We start from the raw sequence: 16945 nt of genomic DNA on the forward strand, positions 1-16945 counted from the left end.
ATGGTGCAAATGAAATTATATGGATGAATTTATAGCATTATTTTGGTGCGTGATATAAAGAGTGGCCTTTTCACCTGTTTTTATGTTTTGAAAAGACATACAATACGCGGATTATAGTGGAGCGCAGATTCATGAAATCCCCCAAAGTCGGTTTTGTTTCTTTAGGTTGTCCTAAGGCATTGGTAGATTCCGAACGAATTTTAACTCAGTTAAAGACTGAAGGTTATGATGTAGCATCAGATTATGATGGTGCCGATTTAGTAGTTGTAAATACCTGTGGTTTTATTGAATCTGCAGTACAAGAGTCGCTAGATGCCATTGGCGAAGCGATGAGTTCAAACGGTCGCGTAATTGTGACTGGTTGTTTAGGTAAAGACGAAGACAAAATTCGCCAAATGCACCCAAATGTCTTAAAAGTGACAGGTGCTGCGGCATATCAAGAAGTGATGGAAGCTGTGCACGAATACGTGCCTGAGCCACCGAAACACAATCCGTTTATTGATCTAGTACCTGAACAAGGTATTCGATTAACACCAAAACATTATGCTTATTTGAAGATTTCAGAAGGTTGTAACCATCGTTGCACATTCTGCATTATTCCGAGCATGCGTGGTGATTTGGTTTCTCGTCCAGTAGGTTCAGTATTGACTGAAGCTCAAGCGCTGAAAAAAGCAGGTGTAAAAGAAGTCCTTGTGATTTCTCAAGATACATCGGCTTATGGCGTAGACACCAAATACAAATTGGACTTCTGGAACGGTCAGCCCGTTAAAACCAAATTCTATGACATGTGTGAAGCATTGGGTCAATTGGGTATCTGGGTGCGTCTGCACTATGTATATCCATATCCACATGTGGATGCTGTGATTGACTTAATGGCGCAAGGCAAAATTTTGCCTTATTTGGATATTCCATTCCAACATGCAAGTCCTAAGATTTTGAAACTCATGAAACGTCCTGCGCACAGTGAAAATACACTAGAGCGTTTAAAAGTTTGGCGTGAGAAATGTCCTGATCTTGTGATTCGTTCTACATTTGTTGTGGGCTTCCCGGGTGAAACTGAAGAAGACTTCCAAATGTTGCTTGATTGGTTAAAAGAAGCGCAGCTTGATCGTGTGGGTTGTTTTACTTACTCACCAGTTGAAGGCGCGACTGCAAATGATTTGCCAGATCATGTGCCTGAAGAAATCAAACAAGAGCGTTATGAACGTTTCATGCAAGTTCAGCAAGAAATCTCTGCTGTGAAATTGCAAAGTCGTATCGGTCAGAAAATGACAGTACTTGTGGATGATCTTGAAGAAGAGTTCCCAGTTGCTGTTGCGCGTTCTTATGCAGATGCACCTGAAATTGATGGTAATGTTTTTGTGGAAGATATCGATAAGTCAGTGATTAAAGCAGGTGATTTACTTGAAGTAGAAATCACAGATGCAGATGAATATGACTTATTTGCAAAACTAATCTCGGTTAAGTCTGCTTAAACGATTCATTAAAAATAATTGAAATTAAATAATTCGGAGTTGATGATGCTTGATTCTAAAAAACCACGTTTTGGTCGCATCCTGCTTAAGCTTTCAGGTGAAGCTTTAGCGGGCAATAAAGAGATGGGTATCGATGCACAAGTGCTCGATCAAATGTCACTCGCAATTGCGCACCTTGTTGGTTTGGGTGTTCAAGTGGGTATCGTTGTCGGTGGTGGTAACCTTTACCGTGGTAGCCAATTACAAAAAGATGGTTTGGTTGGGCGTGTAACAGGTGACCAAATGGGTATGTTGGCGACTGTGATGAACGGTTTGGCGCTTCGTGATGCTTTGGTGCGTCGTAATATCAAAACTCGTCTAATGTCGGCTTTACCCATTGGTGCAGTAGTTGAATCATATTCTAGCCGCGATGCAATTCGTCATTTAACTCGTGGCGAAGTATGTGTATTTGTCGCAGGTACGGGTAACCCATTCTTTACGACAGATACAGCAGCATGCTTACGCGGTATCGAGATTGAAGCCAATCTTATCCTTAAAGCGACGAAGGTTGATGGCGTATACAACAAAGATCCAAGTAAATATGAAGATGCAGTGAAATACGATGCATTAACATTTGACCAAGTTTTAGATGAAAAACTGGGTGTGATGGATTTAACTGCGATCTGCTTATGCCGTGACCACAACGTTCCACTTCAAGTATTTGATATGAACAAATCAGGTTCATTACTTTCAGTGGTAATGGGTGAAAAAGAGGGTACTCACGTTACTAACTAATGTACGTAGGCCCTAAAGCTCTTTATACTACAAGCTATTTTAGAATTTACATCTTTTCGAATTAAGTTAGGAAGATCACATGATTAACGATCTTAAAAAAGACGCAGAAGACCGTATGAATAAATCTCTAGATTCTCTAGAGCATGGTTTTGCCAAAGTTCGTACAGGCCGCGCGCACCCATCAATTTTAAATGGTGTTATGGTTCCTTACTATGGCTCTGATGTGCCATTAAACCAAGTGGCGAACGTGGGTGTAGAAGACTCTCGTACTTTACTTGTTCAGCCTTTTGAACGTTCAATGGTTGCTGCAATTGATAAAGCAATCCGTGAATCTGACTTGGGCTTAAACCCGATTACTGCTGATGCGATCCGTGTTCCTATGGCTGCATTAACAGAAGAAACACGTAAAGACATGCAGAAAATTGCACGTAACGAAGCTGAAAATGCAAAAGTTGCGATCCGTAACATCCGTCGTGATGTTTTGGGTGATATCAAAGCATTGTTGAAAGAAAAAGAAATTTCTGAAGATGATGAGCGTCGTGCGGGTGATGACATTCAAAAAATCACAGACAAATTCGTTGCTGAAGTTGAAAAACGTCTGGCTGCAAAAGAAGCTGAATTGATGAAGGTCTAAGTTTTAATGACCTCATCTGAAGAAACTTCCCGTCTTCCAAAACATGTTGCCATCATTATGGATGGCAACAATCGTTTTGCCAAAAAGAATCAAATGCAAAAAGGTGAAGGGCATCGTTCTGGAAAGGACATCCTAGATCCCATCGTTGAACATTGTCGTAAAAGAAATATCCAAGCACTGACGGTTTTTGCTTTTTCGAGTGAAAATTGGAATCGTCCTCAGTTTGAGGTTGATTTGTTGATGGCTCTTCTTGAAGAAACCATTCATGAACAGTTGCCACGCATGGAAAAATTTAACATTTCCCTACGTTTTATTGGTGATCGTTCTCGTTTATCTCCTAACTTACGTGACTTAATGTTGCAAGCTGAACAAAGGACTGCTAATTTCGACAGCATGACTTTAACTATTGCAATTAGTTACGGTGGTATGTGGGATATGACACAGGCTGCAAAAAAAATCGCAGCAGATGTTTTAACTAACAAAATAAATCTTGAAGCAGTGGATGCTGAAGTCTTTGGTCAATATGTCAGTTTAAGTGATCTACCTCCGGTAGATTTGTTAATTCGTACAGGTGGTGATTTCCGTCTCTCGAACTTCTTGCTTTGGCAAGCTGCGTATGCAGAACTTTATTTTACCCAGACATTATGGCCTGAATTTACCATTGAAGAATTTGACGACGCACTAGCGGTATTTGGTGGTCGTGAACGTCGTTTTGGTAAGACTTCAGAGCAGATTCAACAAGAGCAGTTTGAGAATAAATAAATGTTAGAGCGGATAATAACCGCATTGGTACTGGTTTCAGTTGTATTGAGTTGCATGTTTGCAACCGAGTCTAAATACCCAATGCTTGTGCTGATGATTATTGCATCAGCTGTCGCGGGTTATGAGTGGTTCAAACTCATGCCGCGTAATACAAAAAATGTGATTAAGCCTTTCGCTTGGGGCTATGGTCTAGTCACTGCTATTCTTTCAGCACTAGCATTGCATTTTACAGATGTTGCATTACTGCTTTGGGCGGCTTCGATCTTTACTTGGATCTTAAGTGTCTATTGGGTGAAGTCTTATCCTGATTACGATAACTGGTATAACCCGAGTCTCAGTGGTATTGGTTTAGTCTTAGTTCCTGCTGCGGTAACTGCTATTTTTTCTGTGTGGATGAACTCACCGTGGTGGCTCATGTATCTGTTCCTTTTGGTATGGGGTGCAGACAGTGGTGCATACTTCGTGGGACGTAAATTTGGTAAGAAAAAACTTGCACCAGATGTGAGCCCAAATAAATCGATCGAAGGTTTATATGGCGGTCTATTCACTGCAATGCTAATTGTTATTGTTGTTGAAATTATTTATCTTGATTTAAGTATCGCTGAACATATTTTATTTTTAATACTTTCAGTAATAACAGTATTTAGTTCAGTACTTGGTGATTTATTTGAATCGATGATCAAGCGTCGTGCAGGGATCAAAGATTCTGGTCGTATTCTTCCCGGACATGGTGGTGTGCTGGATCGTATTGACTCGTTGCTTGCTGCAGCACCTATCTTTGCGGCAGGTATGTATGTTTTAAAATTAATTGGCGTAGATTTATAGATGTCACAATCTGTTTGTATATTGGGTGTAACAGGATCCATTGGTCAAAGTACTTTAAAGATTCTGCAACAGCACCCCGAAGAGTATTCAGTTTTTGCAGTCACTGCACATAGCCGAATTGTTGAACTTGTCGAAATATGCAAACAATATCGACCGAAAATCGCAGTTGTTCCATACAATAAAGTGGATGAACTGCGCCAATTACTCGTAGCTGAAAAATTAACTGATATTGAAATCTTGCATGATGAAGCAGGATTGATTGCAGTAGCAGAACATCCACAGGTTGATGTGGTCATGGCAGCTATTGTGGGTGCGGCAGGGTTGCTACCTACATTGGCTGCTGCGAAAGCAGGTAAACGCGTGTTGCTTGCAAATAAAGAAGCGCTGGTGATGTCGGGTGACATCATGATTCAGACCGCACGTGAAAATAATGCTTTGTTGCTGCCGGTCGATTCTGAACACAATGCAATCTTCCAATGCTTACCTGAAACTTATCTACAAGGTGAGCGTCATGGTCAGCCAAAATTGGGTGTAAAACAAATTTTACTTACCGCTTCTGGCGGTCCATTTTTACATCATAGTTTAGAACAATTGCAAAGTGTAACGCCGGCCCAAGCCTGTAAGCATCCAAACTGGTCGATGGGACAAAAAATTTCTGTTGATTCTGCAACGCTGATGAATAAAGGCTTGGAATTGATCGAAGCCTGTCATCTTTTTGCAGTTGAAGAACAATTTGTAACAGTTGTTGTTCATCCACAGAGTATCATTCATTCAATGGTTCAATATGTAGATGGTTCGACTTTGGCGCAAATGGGAAATCCTGATATGTGTACGCCTATCGCTCATGCATTAGCGTGGCCAAAGCGTATTCAAACACATGTGCCTCCATTAGATTTATTTGTTCATTCACAGTTAAACTTTGAACAGCCTGATATACAGCGATTCCCAGCACTAAAATTAGCACGTCAAGCCATGAAGGCTGGGGGCTTAGCTCCTACGATTTTAAATGCAGCCAATGAAATCGCTGTGGCAGCATTTTTGCATGAGAAAATTGGCTTTACTCAAATCCCTCAAATTGTGGAACATGTGTTGGGGCAAGTTGAAAACTCAGCTGCAAATAATATTGATGTTATTTTGCATGCAGATAAATCGGCACGTATGGTTGCTGAAAAAGCAGTATTGAATTCAGGAAGTTAAGACATGAATGCCTTGTTTATGATTATTGCAGCAATATTGCTACTTGGACCGCTGATAGCGATTCATGAATTTGGGCATTATTTCGTTGCACGTAAACTGGGCGTAAAGGTTTTGGTGTATTCGATTGGTTTTGGCCCAACACTACTTAAGTGGACGTCAAAGAAGTCGGGTATTCAATATCAACTGTCTGCATTGCCACTGGGTGGTTATGTCAAAATGTTGGATGAGCGTGAAGGTGATGTCGCAGCAGAAGACTTACCGAAAGCATTTAACAGACAACACCCTTGGAAACGTATTGCAATTGTTGCTGCAGGACCACTCATCAACTTGGCTTTTGCTGTGGTGTTGTTTTGGATTTTATTTTTACCAGCTCAGGAACAGCTCAATACGCGTATAGGTAAAATTTTACCGAATACGCCAGCAGCGGCTGCGCAAATGCAGACTGGTGATAAAATTACTGCCGTAGATGGCACTCAAGTATCCACTTGGGAGCGCTTGAATTATGCCTTGGTTGATCGTGTAGGTGAAACTGGCAATATTCAAATTCAAGCTGAACGAGCAGGGCAAATTCAAAACTTCAGTTTACCTATTCAAAGTTTCTTACGTGATCAAACTCAGTCACCACTCGATGTTCTAGGTTTTACACCGTATCGTCCTGAAATTCCTGCAGTGGTTTCAAAACTCAGTGAAGATGGCGCAGCGATTCGCCAAGGGATGCAAGTGGGTGATCGAATTGTTTCGATCGATGGCGTAAAAATGAAAGACTGGTTTGATGTTGTACAAGTTGTACAAGCTTCTCCAGAAAAGTTACTTAAAATTGATGTTTTACGACAAAATAAAATTGTGCATTTAAGCGTGATGCCGCAAGGTAAGCGTGACCAAATGGGTAAAGTCACAGGGCTTTTAGGTGTACAAAGTGATCCGGGTAAAGTCAATATTCCAGCCGAATACAAACAAACAATTCAATACACGCCTGTAGAGGCGATGGGTAAAGCGGTAGAAAAAACAGGTCAGATATCTAGTATGATCCTGAATTCTATTGTAAAAATGGTGCGTGGTTTGGTTGGTTTAGATAATTTATCTGGTCCGATTACTATTGCGAAAGTGGCTGGACAAAGTGCTGAGATGGGGTGGCAAACCTTCATTTCATTTATGGCACTGATGAGTGTAAGTTTGGGTATTTTAAATTTACTACCGATTCCTATGCTCGATGGCGGTCATTTAATTTACTATTTTATTGAATTAATTCGTGGTAAACCTGTTTCTGAACAAATACAATTGGTTGGATTAAAAATTGGTATGGTATTGCTGGGTAGCATGATGCTACTGGCTCTATTCAATGACATTATGCGTTTATAAGAACGTTATACGAAATAAATTAACAGCGGAAAAGACTGGCATGCAGCACAAACATTTATTTATGCCATTGGCACTGGTTAGTGCTATGGCCGTAGCACAACAAGTATATGCAGCAGATGATTTTGTAGTACAAGATATTCGTGTTGATGGCTTAGTGCGTTTAACTCCTGACAATGTAGCCGGAATGATCCCATTCTCCGCTGGTGATCGTGTCAATGATCAAATCATTTCAAACTCAATTCGTAGTATGTTTGCGTCGGGTTTGTTTGATGATGTGAAGTCTTCACAAGTCGGTAATACCCTTGTATATACCGTGGTTGAACGCCCAGTTATTTCTAAAGTTGAGCTCAAAGGCAATAAACTTATTCCTAAAGAAGCCTTGGAAGAAGGCTTAAAGAAAATGGGACTTTCCGAAGGTGAAGTTTTAAAGAAATCATCTTTGCAAACGGTTGAAACTGAATTAGAACAACAGTACATGCAGCAAGGTCGTTATGATGCTGATGTCAAAGTTATTACAACCGCTCAACCGAATAACCGTGTCAATGTCTTAATCGAGTTTGAAGAAGGTCAATCTGCCAAAGTATTTGATATCAATATCATTGGTAATACGGTCTTTAAAGAAAGCGAAATTAAACAAATTTTTGCATTAAAAGAAAGTGGTTGGAACTCGATCATTTCTCGTAATGACCGCTATGCACGTGAAAAGATGGCTGCGAGTTTAGAAGCGTTACGTGCGATGTATCTCAACAAAGGTTACATCAACTTCAACATTACCAACTCAAGTCTAAATTTGAGTGAAGATAAAAAACATGTCTTTATCGAAGTTTCGGTGGATGAAGGTGAACAATTTAAGTTTGGTGAAACCCATTTCTTAGGTGATACGCTTTATACGCAAACTGATTTAAACGCTTTAAAACTCTATAAAGATGGCGATTTATATTCACAAGAAAAAGTGAATGGTGTGAAACAACTTTTACTTCGTAAATACGGTAACGCAGGTTACTACTTTGCAGAAGTGAACATTGTTCCTGAAATCAATAAAGACACCAAATTGGTTGATTTAAATTACTATGTGAATCCGGGTCAGCAAGTCACTGTTCGTCGTATTAATTTCACAGGTAACTCGAAGACAGCTGATGAAGTGCTACGTCGTGAAATGCGTCAAATGGAAGGCGCATTAGCAAGTAACGAAAAAATTGATTTGTCTAAAGTGCGTTTAGAGCGTACTGGCTTCTTTAAAACCGTTGATGTTAAGCCTGCACGTATTCCGGGCACACCAGATCAAATTGATTTAAATGTGAATGTGGAAGAACAGCATTCGGGTACAAGTACTTTGGCTGTTGGTTTCTCACAAAGTGGCGGTGTGACTTTCCAAGCAGGTTTGAGTCAAACCAACTTCTTGGGTACAGGTAATGCGGTTTCTATCGATTTGTCTCGTTCAGAGACTCAAGATTACTATAACCTCAGTGTAACTGACCCGTACTTCACTATTGATGGTGTACGTCGTGGTTATAACATGTACTACCGTAAAACCAAGTTAGATGACGACTATAACGTTAACAACTACGTTACTGACAGTTTTGGTGGTGGTATTAACTTCGGTTATCCGATTGATGAAAACCAAAGTATCAGTATGGGGTTAAATGTAGATCAAACTGATGTGACTACAGGTCCATATGTTTCTACATATGTGCGTGATTACTTACTTGCAAATGGCGGTAAGGCAACACATTCAACTAGCTATTGTCCAGTTGACTTAGTACCAATTAAAGATGCTGATGGCAAAATTACAGGTTATGAGCCATGTTCAGTGCCTGAAATAACTTATAATGATGAATTTAAAGGTGATTTCTTAACCTATAACTTAAACTTAGGTTGGTCGTATAACACGCTAAACCGTCCTGTATTCCCAACTTCAGGTATGTCACATCGTGTAAATACTGAAATTGCCTTACCGGGTAGTGATGTTGAATATCAAAAAGTCACTTACGATGCACAAGCTTATTTCCCACTCGGTAAAGACTTTGTGGTTCGTGGCTATGGTAAGTTGGGTTATGGTAATGATTTACCGTTCTATAAAAACTTCTATGCAGGTGGTTTTGGGTCGGTACGTGGTTATGACAACAGCACTTTAGGTCCAAAATACGATGGTGTTTACTATCAAGGTATTGGTAAAGAAGATTTGGATTTTGAGGAAGTGGGCGGTAATGCACTTGTCCAATTTGGTGCTGAATTAGCCTTACCAGTGCCTTTCAAAGGTGATTGGGCGCGTCAAGTACGTCCAGTATTGTTTGCTGAAGGCGCACAAGTATTTGATACCCAATGTGACGTTCCAGCCGCGGATAGTGTACTGGTTAAAGATGGTCAAACATATAACGCTCGTGAATACTGTAAAGATAACTACGGCTTTGATATGAATAATATGCGTTATAGCGTTGGTGCTGGCTTTACTTGGATCACGATGATTGGTCCAATTTCACTGAGTTATGCATTCCCGCTTAATGATAAAGCTGGCGATGAAACAAAAGAAATTCAATTCGAGATTGGTCGTACGTTCTAAGTACGACCCTTCTGGGAATAACAAAATTACAGGTTGATAAGATGAATAAATTATTTGCTGGTTTGGCGGTATTGGGTATGTCATGTACTGCTGTTGTGCATGCAGCAGGTTACGGTGTGGTTGATTTAGAAAAGGTGGTGGATCAAAGCACTTATCTAAAACAACAAAATGCTCAAATTCAACAGCAGTTGAAACCACAAACCACTAAAATTGAATCACTTGCAAAAGAGCTGGAAGCAATGCAGCAAAAAGCTCAGCAAGGTGGTGATAAGTTGACTGCTGCGCAAAAGCAGCAAATGGGTCAACAGTATCAAGCTAAACTTAAAGAGCTGACTGATTTACAGCAAAAAGTTCAAGCTTCGGTTCAAGGGAATATTCAGTCCTTAAATCGCACGATGGATACTCGAATCAAGCAAGTTGCAGAACAATTGCGCACAGAAAATAAGTTAGATGTTGTTTTGAATAAAAATTCAGCACTTGCGTATGACCCTAAGTTTGATTTAACTGATAAAATGATTCAAAAGGTTAATGCAATTAAATAATCAATGAATTCTCAAAAATTCAGTTTAGAAAAGCTTGCTCAACTTGTTCAAGGTCAATGTATTGGTCAGCTAGACTTGCAATTCAGCGGAATGGCAAGTTTGGAGAGTGCTCAACCACATCAGCTTGCATTTTTAAACGCAGATAAATATCTGAATGAAGCTCAACAGTCTAAGGCTGGTGCGCTGATTGTGACTGCAGACATGCAGTCACAAATCCCTTCACAGCAAAACTTCATTGTTGTACCCAATCCGTATCTGGCTTTCGCTATTCTAACGCATGTTTTTGAAAAGAAATCTGTAGAAATAGGAATTGAAAGTACTGCCCAAATTCATCCTTCCGCAATCATTTCTGATACTGCTTATATTGGGCATTATGTGGTGATTGGTGCGAATAGTGTGGTGGGTGAAGGAACGCGCATTGAATCACAAGTGAAGATTGATCATGGTGTTGAAATTGGTAAAGATTGTTTTATCGATTCGCATGTGACGATTACCGGTGAAGCCAAGTTAGGTGATCGTGTACGTATCCATGCAAATACGGTGGTCGGTGGTGAAGGATTTGGTTTTGCACCTTATCAAGGGAAATGGCATCGTATTGCTCAATTAGGTTCTGTACGCATCGGGAATGATGTACGTATTGGTTCAAATTGTAGTATTGACCGTGGTGCTTTAGATGACACAATTTTGGAAGATGGTGTCATTATTGATAACCTTGTGCAAATCGCGCATAACGTCAAAGTAGGTGCAAATACGGCAATGGCAGCGAAATGTGGCATTGCAGGCAGTACAACTATTGGCAAAAATTGTGTGCTAGCAGGGGCTGTTGGTATCGTAGGTCACATTAATATTACAGATAATGTGACAATTACCGGTATGTCAATGGTCACAAAAAGTATTTCCGTTGCTGGGAGTTATTCTTCAGGTACGCCAATGCTTGAAAGTGGTTCTTGGAAAAAGGCAGCAATCCGCTTTAAACAATTAGCAGATGTGCCATTGACCCAATTGGTCAAACGACTTGATCATATGCAGTCTCAAATTGAGTCCCTTGAATCAACATTTAAATTGCGTAAATAATTATGATGACAGAGTCGAATACCCCAGCTTTCACAAAACCTGAATTACCAATGACTATTCAGACTATTCGTGAATATTTGCCACATCGTTATCCGTTTTTATTGGTTGATCGTGTTGTCGAAGTGACTGACAACGGGATTGTAGGCTATAAAAATGTAACGATTAATGAAGAATTTTTACAAGGCCATTTTCCTGAATACCCAATTATGCCGGGTGTGCTGATTGTTGAAGCATTGGCGCAAGTATCGGGTATTTTAGGTTTCATCATGAATAATGAGAAACCTTCAGCGGGTTCGCTGTTCTTATTTGCTGGTGCAGAGAAGGTTCGATTTAAAAAACAAGTCGTTGCAGGCGATCAACTTGTATTAAAATCGGAATTAGTGATGCAAAAGCGTGGCATTTACAAATATAATTGTGTTGCCACTGTAGATGGCGTAGTCGCAGCAACCGCGGAAATTATGGTTTCGCATCAGAAAACAGAGACAGCATGAGCAATAACGAATTAATTCATCCTACCGCCATTATTGACTCATCAGCAGTAATTGCTCCGGATGTGCAAATTGGACCATATTGTATTATTGGTCCTAAAGTCACAATTGGAGCGGGCACTAAACTGCATTCACATGTTGTGGTGGGTGGTTATACCCGTATTGGTCAACATAACGAAATTTTTCAATTTGCCAGTGTTGGTGAAGTCTGCCAAGACTTAAAATATGCTGGTGAAGAAACCTGGTTAGAAATCGGTGATTATAACTCGATTCGTGAACACTGTAGTTTACACCGTGGTACTGTTCAAGATCAGGGTCTAACTAAAGTTGGTAGTCACAATTTATTGATGGTGAATACACATATTGCACATGACTGTGTGGTAGGTGATCATAATATCTTTGCCAATAATGTCGGCGTTGCAGGTCATGTCCACATTGGTGATTACGTCATCGTAGGTGGTAACTCTGGTATTCATCAATTCTGTAAAATCGATTCATACAGTATGATCGGTGGTGCTTCGCTTATTTTGAAAGATGTACCTGCTTATGTCATGGTATCTGGTAATCCAGCCCATGCTTTTGCAATGAACATTGAAGGAATGCGTCGTAAAGGTTGGTCTAAAAATGTGATTCAAGGTTTACGTGAATCTTTTAAATTGATCTATAAAGATGGCTTAACGACGAATGAAGCGATTGAACGTATTCGGACTGAAATATTACCTGAAGTGGAAGAGGCGCAATTGTTGATTGATTCACTTGAGCAGTCTAAGCGCGGTATCGTACGCTAAATGCTGCGAATAAAAAAAGACACCTTATAAGGTGTCTTTTTTTGCATTAAAAAATAGAACTATTTTTTAACAAAGCCTGCTTCTTCAGATTTTGGATACTTTTGGGTGAGCTTGGTTTTGAGCTGCGTTGCTAAACTGCTATTTCGATCGACATCTTTTGCAATGCTATACAGTTGATATAACGCTCTAGGCGCGCGGGTCGATTCAGGGTATTGATCTACCACGATACTATAGTTCTTTTTCGCTTCCGCGTAGTTGGTCGGTTCAACAGCAAGGTTGAACTCAGCTAGCCAAAAATATGCGTTGCTAATATAGACACTGTTAGGATTATTCTTAATAAAGTTTTTCATCGGTGCAATGGCTTTTTTCGCACCACCTTGTTTGTATGCATCTAAAGCAACGGTATATGCCGCTTTCTCGAGCTCAAGTGAGTCACCACCTGCATTTACAGGTTGGTTTGCAGATGAGCTTAATGTTGCTTGGGTCGTAGGTTGTTTAACAGGTGCAGGCGCTGTATTAGCTGTTACTGGGTGCAGTACCTTGTTGGTTATCCTCCGCAGCCTCTGTGTCTTCACTTGGATCTACTTTTTGTTGGAGTAGTTCTAAACGTTGATCTAAATCTGCATAGCGGTTTGTAAGTTCACTTTTTAATTGTTCAATAATATTGTCTTGCTCTTCCATTTTACCGCGTAAGCTACGCAATTCATTTTCGAGCTGTTGGTTCTTCTGCATAAGCTGCCAATTCAAATTGGTTGGAATAGGGGTAGAGCCAGCACCTGTTTGAATGGCCGTATTATTTGCTGTATACACAGTACCATTATTAGCGCCACTCAAACCACGAGATTCAATTGGAATATTGGCAAATAATGCACCTGAGCAAGTCAATGTAAGGGCACACAATACATGCTGTTTAAACATCATAAAAATTCCATATAGTTACAAGCATGTCCGTATAGAATAGTTTTATTACAGACAGCTTTAGATAAAACAATAAGCACATTAAAAACGCCAAAGTTCTGAATTGCAATAAGCTTTTACAATCTTGTTGTGTATTAAAGTAAAAATATAGTGGTGAAGCTTCACGTTTTCTACATCATCGACCATCATATTGATTTATAAATAATCAAACAGTGTTTTCTACTCAGGAATTCTTGGTTTTAGGCTTGCATGTTTATTAAAAATCTCTATACTCTGTTCTTGCAATGGTAGCCCTGCCGGTTACTTCGCAATTGTACTCTACAAACCCCGCCAGGACCGGAAGGTAGCAACGGTAGTAGAAATATGATGTGCCGAAGTCTTGCTGGTAGGGTTGCCACCAGTTTCAATAATAATAAATTAAACTTCCTCTCATTTTTCAATCCTAGATTCTTCTTTATTTTAATTTTATTAATTCATCATTTAGATCTATATCTTTATTATTCGTCTTCAAATTCTTTACGTGCAATCACTTTAAAAATCGTATCGAGGTCAAAGCCTCGATATTGTAAAAAACGTATTTGTTTGGCTTTTTGTTTTGGATCACGTTCAACAGCTTTGCCAAATTTTTTTATTTTGAGCTGGTAGGCTTCAGTGACCCAATCTGTTTCTTTTAATTCATCCTGAATTAATTCACTGTCTACTTTTTTATTTTTTAACGCGAGCTTTATACGATTAGGGCCTTTACCTTTACGTTTTTGACTCGATAGCACCATCTCTGCTACACGCTGATCGCTTTGATAGTTCTCACGCGCGAGTTCCTCCACCAAGTGTATGACTTCTTCTCGGCTATCCGCATACAGTGCTAATTTTTCGATTAAATCCGCTTTTGAGTATTCTTTACGTGTGAGTACTGCAAAAGCATACGAGCGTAGACGAGAGCCGCGCAGTCCTGGTTTTTTTTCAGCATGAACATCTTTACCATTGGTGTCAAAATGCAACGCAGTGTGATCGATCACCGAAGTATTGTCATGTGAAATGTCAGTTTGTGCAGCATGATTTACGCAGGTAGTTTCTTCAGCTTCTGCAAACTGTTGTTTCAGTGCTTCATAATCAAGCAAGAGTGGAAAATGGTCTTTAGTCATGGGGTCATTTTAATACAAATTTTGAGTGCAAAACAAAACGCCCCGTAGGGCGTTTCGTCTGCTATTAAAGTATGCTGTAATTAAGCATCTAAAACGTCTGGTTCTTCTTCGTCTTTATCTTCTACAGGTGCTGTACCCGTAGTCAGAAGTTGTTCACGAATCAGTTTTTCGATAGTTTGCACAAGTTCAGGGTGTTCTTCTAAGTGGCGAATGGTATTGTTTTTACCTTGCCCAATCTTGTCACCTTGGTATGAATACCAAGCACCTGCTTTTTGAACAATTTCTTGTTGTACTGCGAGGTCAACAAGCTCACCTAAATGGTTCACGCCTTTACCATAAAGAATTTGGAAAATCGCTTCACGGAATGGAGGAGCCATTTTGTTTTTCACAACTTTCACTTTAGTTTCTGAACCAATGATTTCGTCGCCTTCTTTCACTTGACCAATACGGCGGATATCTAAACGTACAGATGCATAGAATTTAAGTGCATTACCACCAGTTGTGGTTTCTGGGCTACCAAACATTACACCAATCTTCATACGGATTTGGTTAATGAAGATCACCATACAGTTCGAACGTTTCGCATTACCGGTAATTTTACGCAGTGCTTGGCTCATCAGGCGAGCTTGTAAGCCCATGTGTGAGTCACCCATTTCGCCTTCAATTTCGGCGCGAGGGGTCAGTGCAGCTACAGAGTCGACAACGATCAGGTCAATGGCACCTGAACGTACCAGCATGTCTGCAATTTCAAGTGCTTGTTCACCATTGTCTGGCTGTGAAACAAGTAAGTTATCAATATCTACGCCAAGTTTACGTGCGTATTGAGGGTCTAATGCATGTTCAGCATCGATGAATGCACAAGTACCGCCAGCTTTCTGACATTGTGCAATAGCTTGTAATGTCATAGTCGTTTTACCAGAAGATTCAGGACCGTAGATTTCTACGATACGACCTTTAGGCAAACCACCAATACCTAGTGCGATATCTAATGTTAAAGAACCTGTAGAGACAGCTTCAACTGCCTGTACGGTATTATCACCAAGACGCATAACGGTGTTTTTACCAAACTGCTTTTCAATTTGGCTTAAGGCCGCATTTAACGCCTTGCTTTTATTATCATCCATCTTACAACCTCAATACGATGTCACGAAACAATATACTCAAGTGGATGTATTCAGTTTAAATCTGTTCCACGAGGGTATAGTGACAGAAATCATCCTTTTGTTCTATGAAAATCACAACAGGTGCGACATGTTGTGACGCTTTAACTTAATCATCATTATAAGACCATTGCTGGTCAAACTGTTGATCATTTTCTCTTTTAAATTTACCAATATCTCGACGATCTTTTTTACTTGGTCGATGATCTGGCCGAGCTAGATTATGCAACTTTCTTTGGGATGCGAGCAATTCCCGTTTTGCAATACTGACCTCAGTTTCATCATAAAGCAGCTGAGCGGTTGGGGCTGGCCCACGAACATCCGACAGCGCTTTCACTACCACAGTTTTTTTCTCAAGGCCTTGTGCAATGGTTAACTCCATGCCTACACGAACTTCACGAGAAACTTTAACGCGTTCGCCATTATGATGAACTTTACCGCCTTCAATCGCATTTTTGGCAATAGAGCGTGTTTTAAAAAAACGTGCAGCCCACAACCATTTGTCTATACGCATACCAACCGCATCTTCGGCTAGATTTGATTTACGCATATTTTTTCTGTTCCTCGGCTTGCTCAGTCGTTTGAGCTTCTAAAATAGGGATTAAATCTGTTAATGCGGACAGCATTGGATAATTACAAGTCTCGCGAGGCGCTTTGGCAGATGAAGGCTGCTGAATCGAATAGAGCTGTTCAATCCCAAAAAGTTTTGCACCATTGAGCACTTTTTCTGTGTCATCAATGAAGTAACAGTTTTTTGCATCGAAGGGGTGTTTGCTTGCTAATATTTGCCAAAACTCAATAAACTCTTTGGCATGACCGAGCGTTTCTGAACTGACGATAACATCGAAAAAATCACGAAGACCGGTTTCTTCAAGTTTGAATTGTAAGCCTTCATAGTCGGCATTGGTCGCAAGCCAAATAGGATAGCCATTTTCTTTTAGATACGTAAGCAGCTCAATGCAGCCTTCGCGTTTGGCTACTTTGGCTTTTTGTTCTATCTGCATTTCCAGAACATCAACGCCAACTTGTGACGTCCAAAAGCGAGAGGAGTACCATTTTAGGGTATGATTATGCTGTTGATAAAAACTAAATAGCGTTTGCTTGCTTTGTTCGAGTGAGCACTGATGCTGTTCAGCATAGCGAATTGGCAGCAGCTCATTCCAGATAAAATCATCATAAGCAAGATCGAGTAAAGTACCGTCCATATCAAAAATGATCGTCGGCTTTTCTGAGTAATTTGGCATATA

The 16945-nt window shown here is 40.1% G+C and carries 16 protein-coding genes, 1 other RNA gene and 1 pseudogene; 13 read left to right on the forward strand and 5 right to left on the reverse strand.

Annotated elements, in window-relative coordinates:
- The first annotated feature begins 131 nt into the window (after nt 1–131).
- From rimO to lpxA, 12 genes are all read left to right on the forward strand, one after another.
- Nucleotides 132–1475, forward strand: coding sequence for a 30S ribosomal protein S12 methylthiotransferase RimO (gene rimO / locus FTU22_RS11165; RefSeq protein ID WP_180094480.1), 1344 nt, complete (start codon nt 132–134; stop codon nt 1473–1475).
- Nucleotides 1476–1520: 45 nt separating this feature from the next.
- The gene (pyrH, locus tag FTU22_RS11170) at nt 1521–2249 is read left to right on the forward strand and encodes a UMP kinase (protein WP_078193535.1); all 729 of its coding nucleotides are present in this window, start codon (nt 1521–1523) and stop codon (nt 2247–2249) included.
- Between the two features lie 79 nt (nt 2250–2328).
- On the forward strand, nt 2329–2883 hold the full coding sequence (gene frr / locus FTU22_RS11175) for a ribosome recycling factor (RefSeq protein WP_111883758.1): 555 nt from the start codon (nt 2329–2331) through the stop codon (nt 2881–2883).
- A gap of 6 nt (nt 2884–2889) precedes the next feature.
- On the forward strand, nt 2890–3645 hold the full coding sequence (gene uppS / locus FTU22_RS11180; RefSeq protein WP_180041113.1) for a polyprenyl diphosphate synthase: 756 nt from the start codon (nt 2890–2892) through the stop codon (nt 3643–3645).
- Nucleotides 3646–4470 carry a CDP-archaeol synthase gene (locus tag FTU22_RS11185; protein ID WP_180094482.1) on the forward strand — a complete coding sequence of 275 codons (825 nt, stop codon included), beginning with the start codon at nt 3646–3648 and terminating at the stop codon, nt 4468–4470. It begins immediately after the preceding gene.
- On the forward strand, nt 4471–5667 hold the full coding sequence (gene ispC, locus FTU22_RS11190; protein WP_078193532.1) for a 1-deoxy-D-xylulose-5-phosphate reductoisomerase: 1197 nt from the start codon (nt 4471–4473) through the stop codon (nt 5665–5667).
- A gap of 3 nt (nt 5668–5670) precedes the next feature.
- Nucleotides 5671–7026, forward strand: coding sequence for an RIP metalloprotease RseP (rseP, locus tag FTU22_RS11195; protein ID WP_180094484.1), 1356 nt, complete (start codon nt 5671–5673; stop codon nt 7024–7026).
- A 40-nt stretch (nt 7027–7066) separates the two neighbouring features.
- Nucleotides 7067–9586, forward strand: a complete 2520-nt coding sequence (bamA, locus tag FTU22_RS11200; protein ID WP_180078383.1) for an outer membrane protein assembly factor BamA — start codon at nt 7067–7069, stop codon at nt 9584–9586.
- Between the two features lie 41 nt (nt 9587–9627).
- On the forward strand, nt 9628–10128 hold the full coding sequence (locus FTU22_RS11205; protein WP_180078385.1) for an OmpH family outer membrane protein: 501 nt from the start codon (nt 9628–9630) through the stop codon (nt 10126–10128).
- Nucleotides 10129–10131: 3 nt separating this feature from the next.
- Complete coding sequence (gene lpxD / locus FTU22_RS11210) at nt 10132–11202, forward strand: UDP-3-O-(3-hydroxymyristoyl)glucosamine N-acyltransferase (protein WP_180094486.1); 1071 nt, start codon at nt 10132–10134, stop codon at nt 11200–11202.
- Between the two features lie 5 nt (nt 11203–11207).
- Nucleotides 11208–11693, forward strand: a complete 486-nt coding sequence (fabZ, locus tag FTU22_RS11215) for a 3-hydroxyacyl-ACP dehydratase FabZ (RefSeq protein WP_171263789.1) — start codon at nt 11208–11210, stop codon at nt 11691–11693.
- Nucleotides 11690–12478, forward strand: a complete 789-nt coding sequence (gene lpxA / locus FTU22_RS11220) for an acyl-ACP--UDP-N-acetylglucosamine O-acyltransferase (RefSeq protein ID WP_180094488.1) — start codon at nt 11690–11692, stop codon at nt 12476–12478. The genes fabZ and lpxA overlap by 4 nt, the downstream gene beginning before the upstream one ends.
- 59 nt (nt 12479–12537) lie before the next feature.
- Here lpxA and FTU22_RS11225 read toward each other — a convergent pair.
- Nucleotides 12538–13399 (reverse strand): annotated as a pseudogene (locus FTU22_RS11225) (YbgF trimerization domain-containing protein).
- A gap of 291 nt (nt 13400–13690) precedes the next feature.
- Here FTU22_RS11225 and ffs point away from each other — a divergent pair.
- An RNA gene (gene ffs, locus FTU22_RS11230) (signal recognition particle sRNA small type) lies at nt 13691–13787 on the forward strand.
- A gap of 106 nt (nt 13788–13893) precedes the next feature.
- Here ffs and FTU22_RS11235 read toward each other — a convergent pair.
- The 4 genes from FTU22_RS11235 to FTU22_RS11250 form a co-directional block, all read right to left on the reverse strand.
- A complete protein-coding gene (locus tag FTU22_RS11235) occupies nt 13894–14538 on the reverse strand; it encodes a regulatory protein RecX (RefSeq protein ID WP_180094490.1) in 645 nt (214 codons plus the stop codon).
- Nucleotides 14539–14618: 80 nt separating this feature from the next.
- A complete protein-coding gene (recA, locus tag FTU22_RS11240) occupies nt 14619–15662 on the reverse strand; it encodes a recombinase RecA (RefSeq protein WP_180094492.1) in 1044 nt (347 codons plus the stop codon).
- Between the two features lie 145 nt (nt 15663–15807).
- Complete coding sequence (locus FTU22_RS11245) at nt 15808–16248, reverse strand: RNA-binding S4 domain-containing protein (protein WP_168377604.1); 441 nt, start codon at nt 16246–16248, stop codon at nt 15808–15810.
- Nucleotides 16241–16942 (reverse strand): HAD-IA family hydrolase, encoded by a 702-nt coding sequence (locus FTU22_RS11250; protein WP_180094494.1) that lies wholly within the window; start codon nt 16940–16942, stop codon nt 16241–16243. The genes FTU22_RS11245 and FTU22_RS11250 overlap by 8 nt, the downstream gene beginning before the upstream one ends.
- Between the last annotated feature and the right edge of the window lie 3 nt (nt 16943–16945).

The organism is Acinetobacter sp. YH12076 (genome assembly GCF_013419525.1).
In the GTDB taxonomy this organism is placed as follows: Bacteria; Pseudomonadota; Gammaproteobacteria; order Pseudomonadales; family Moraxellaceae; genus Acinetobacter; species Acinetobacter amyesii.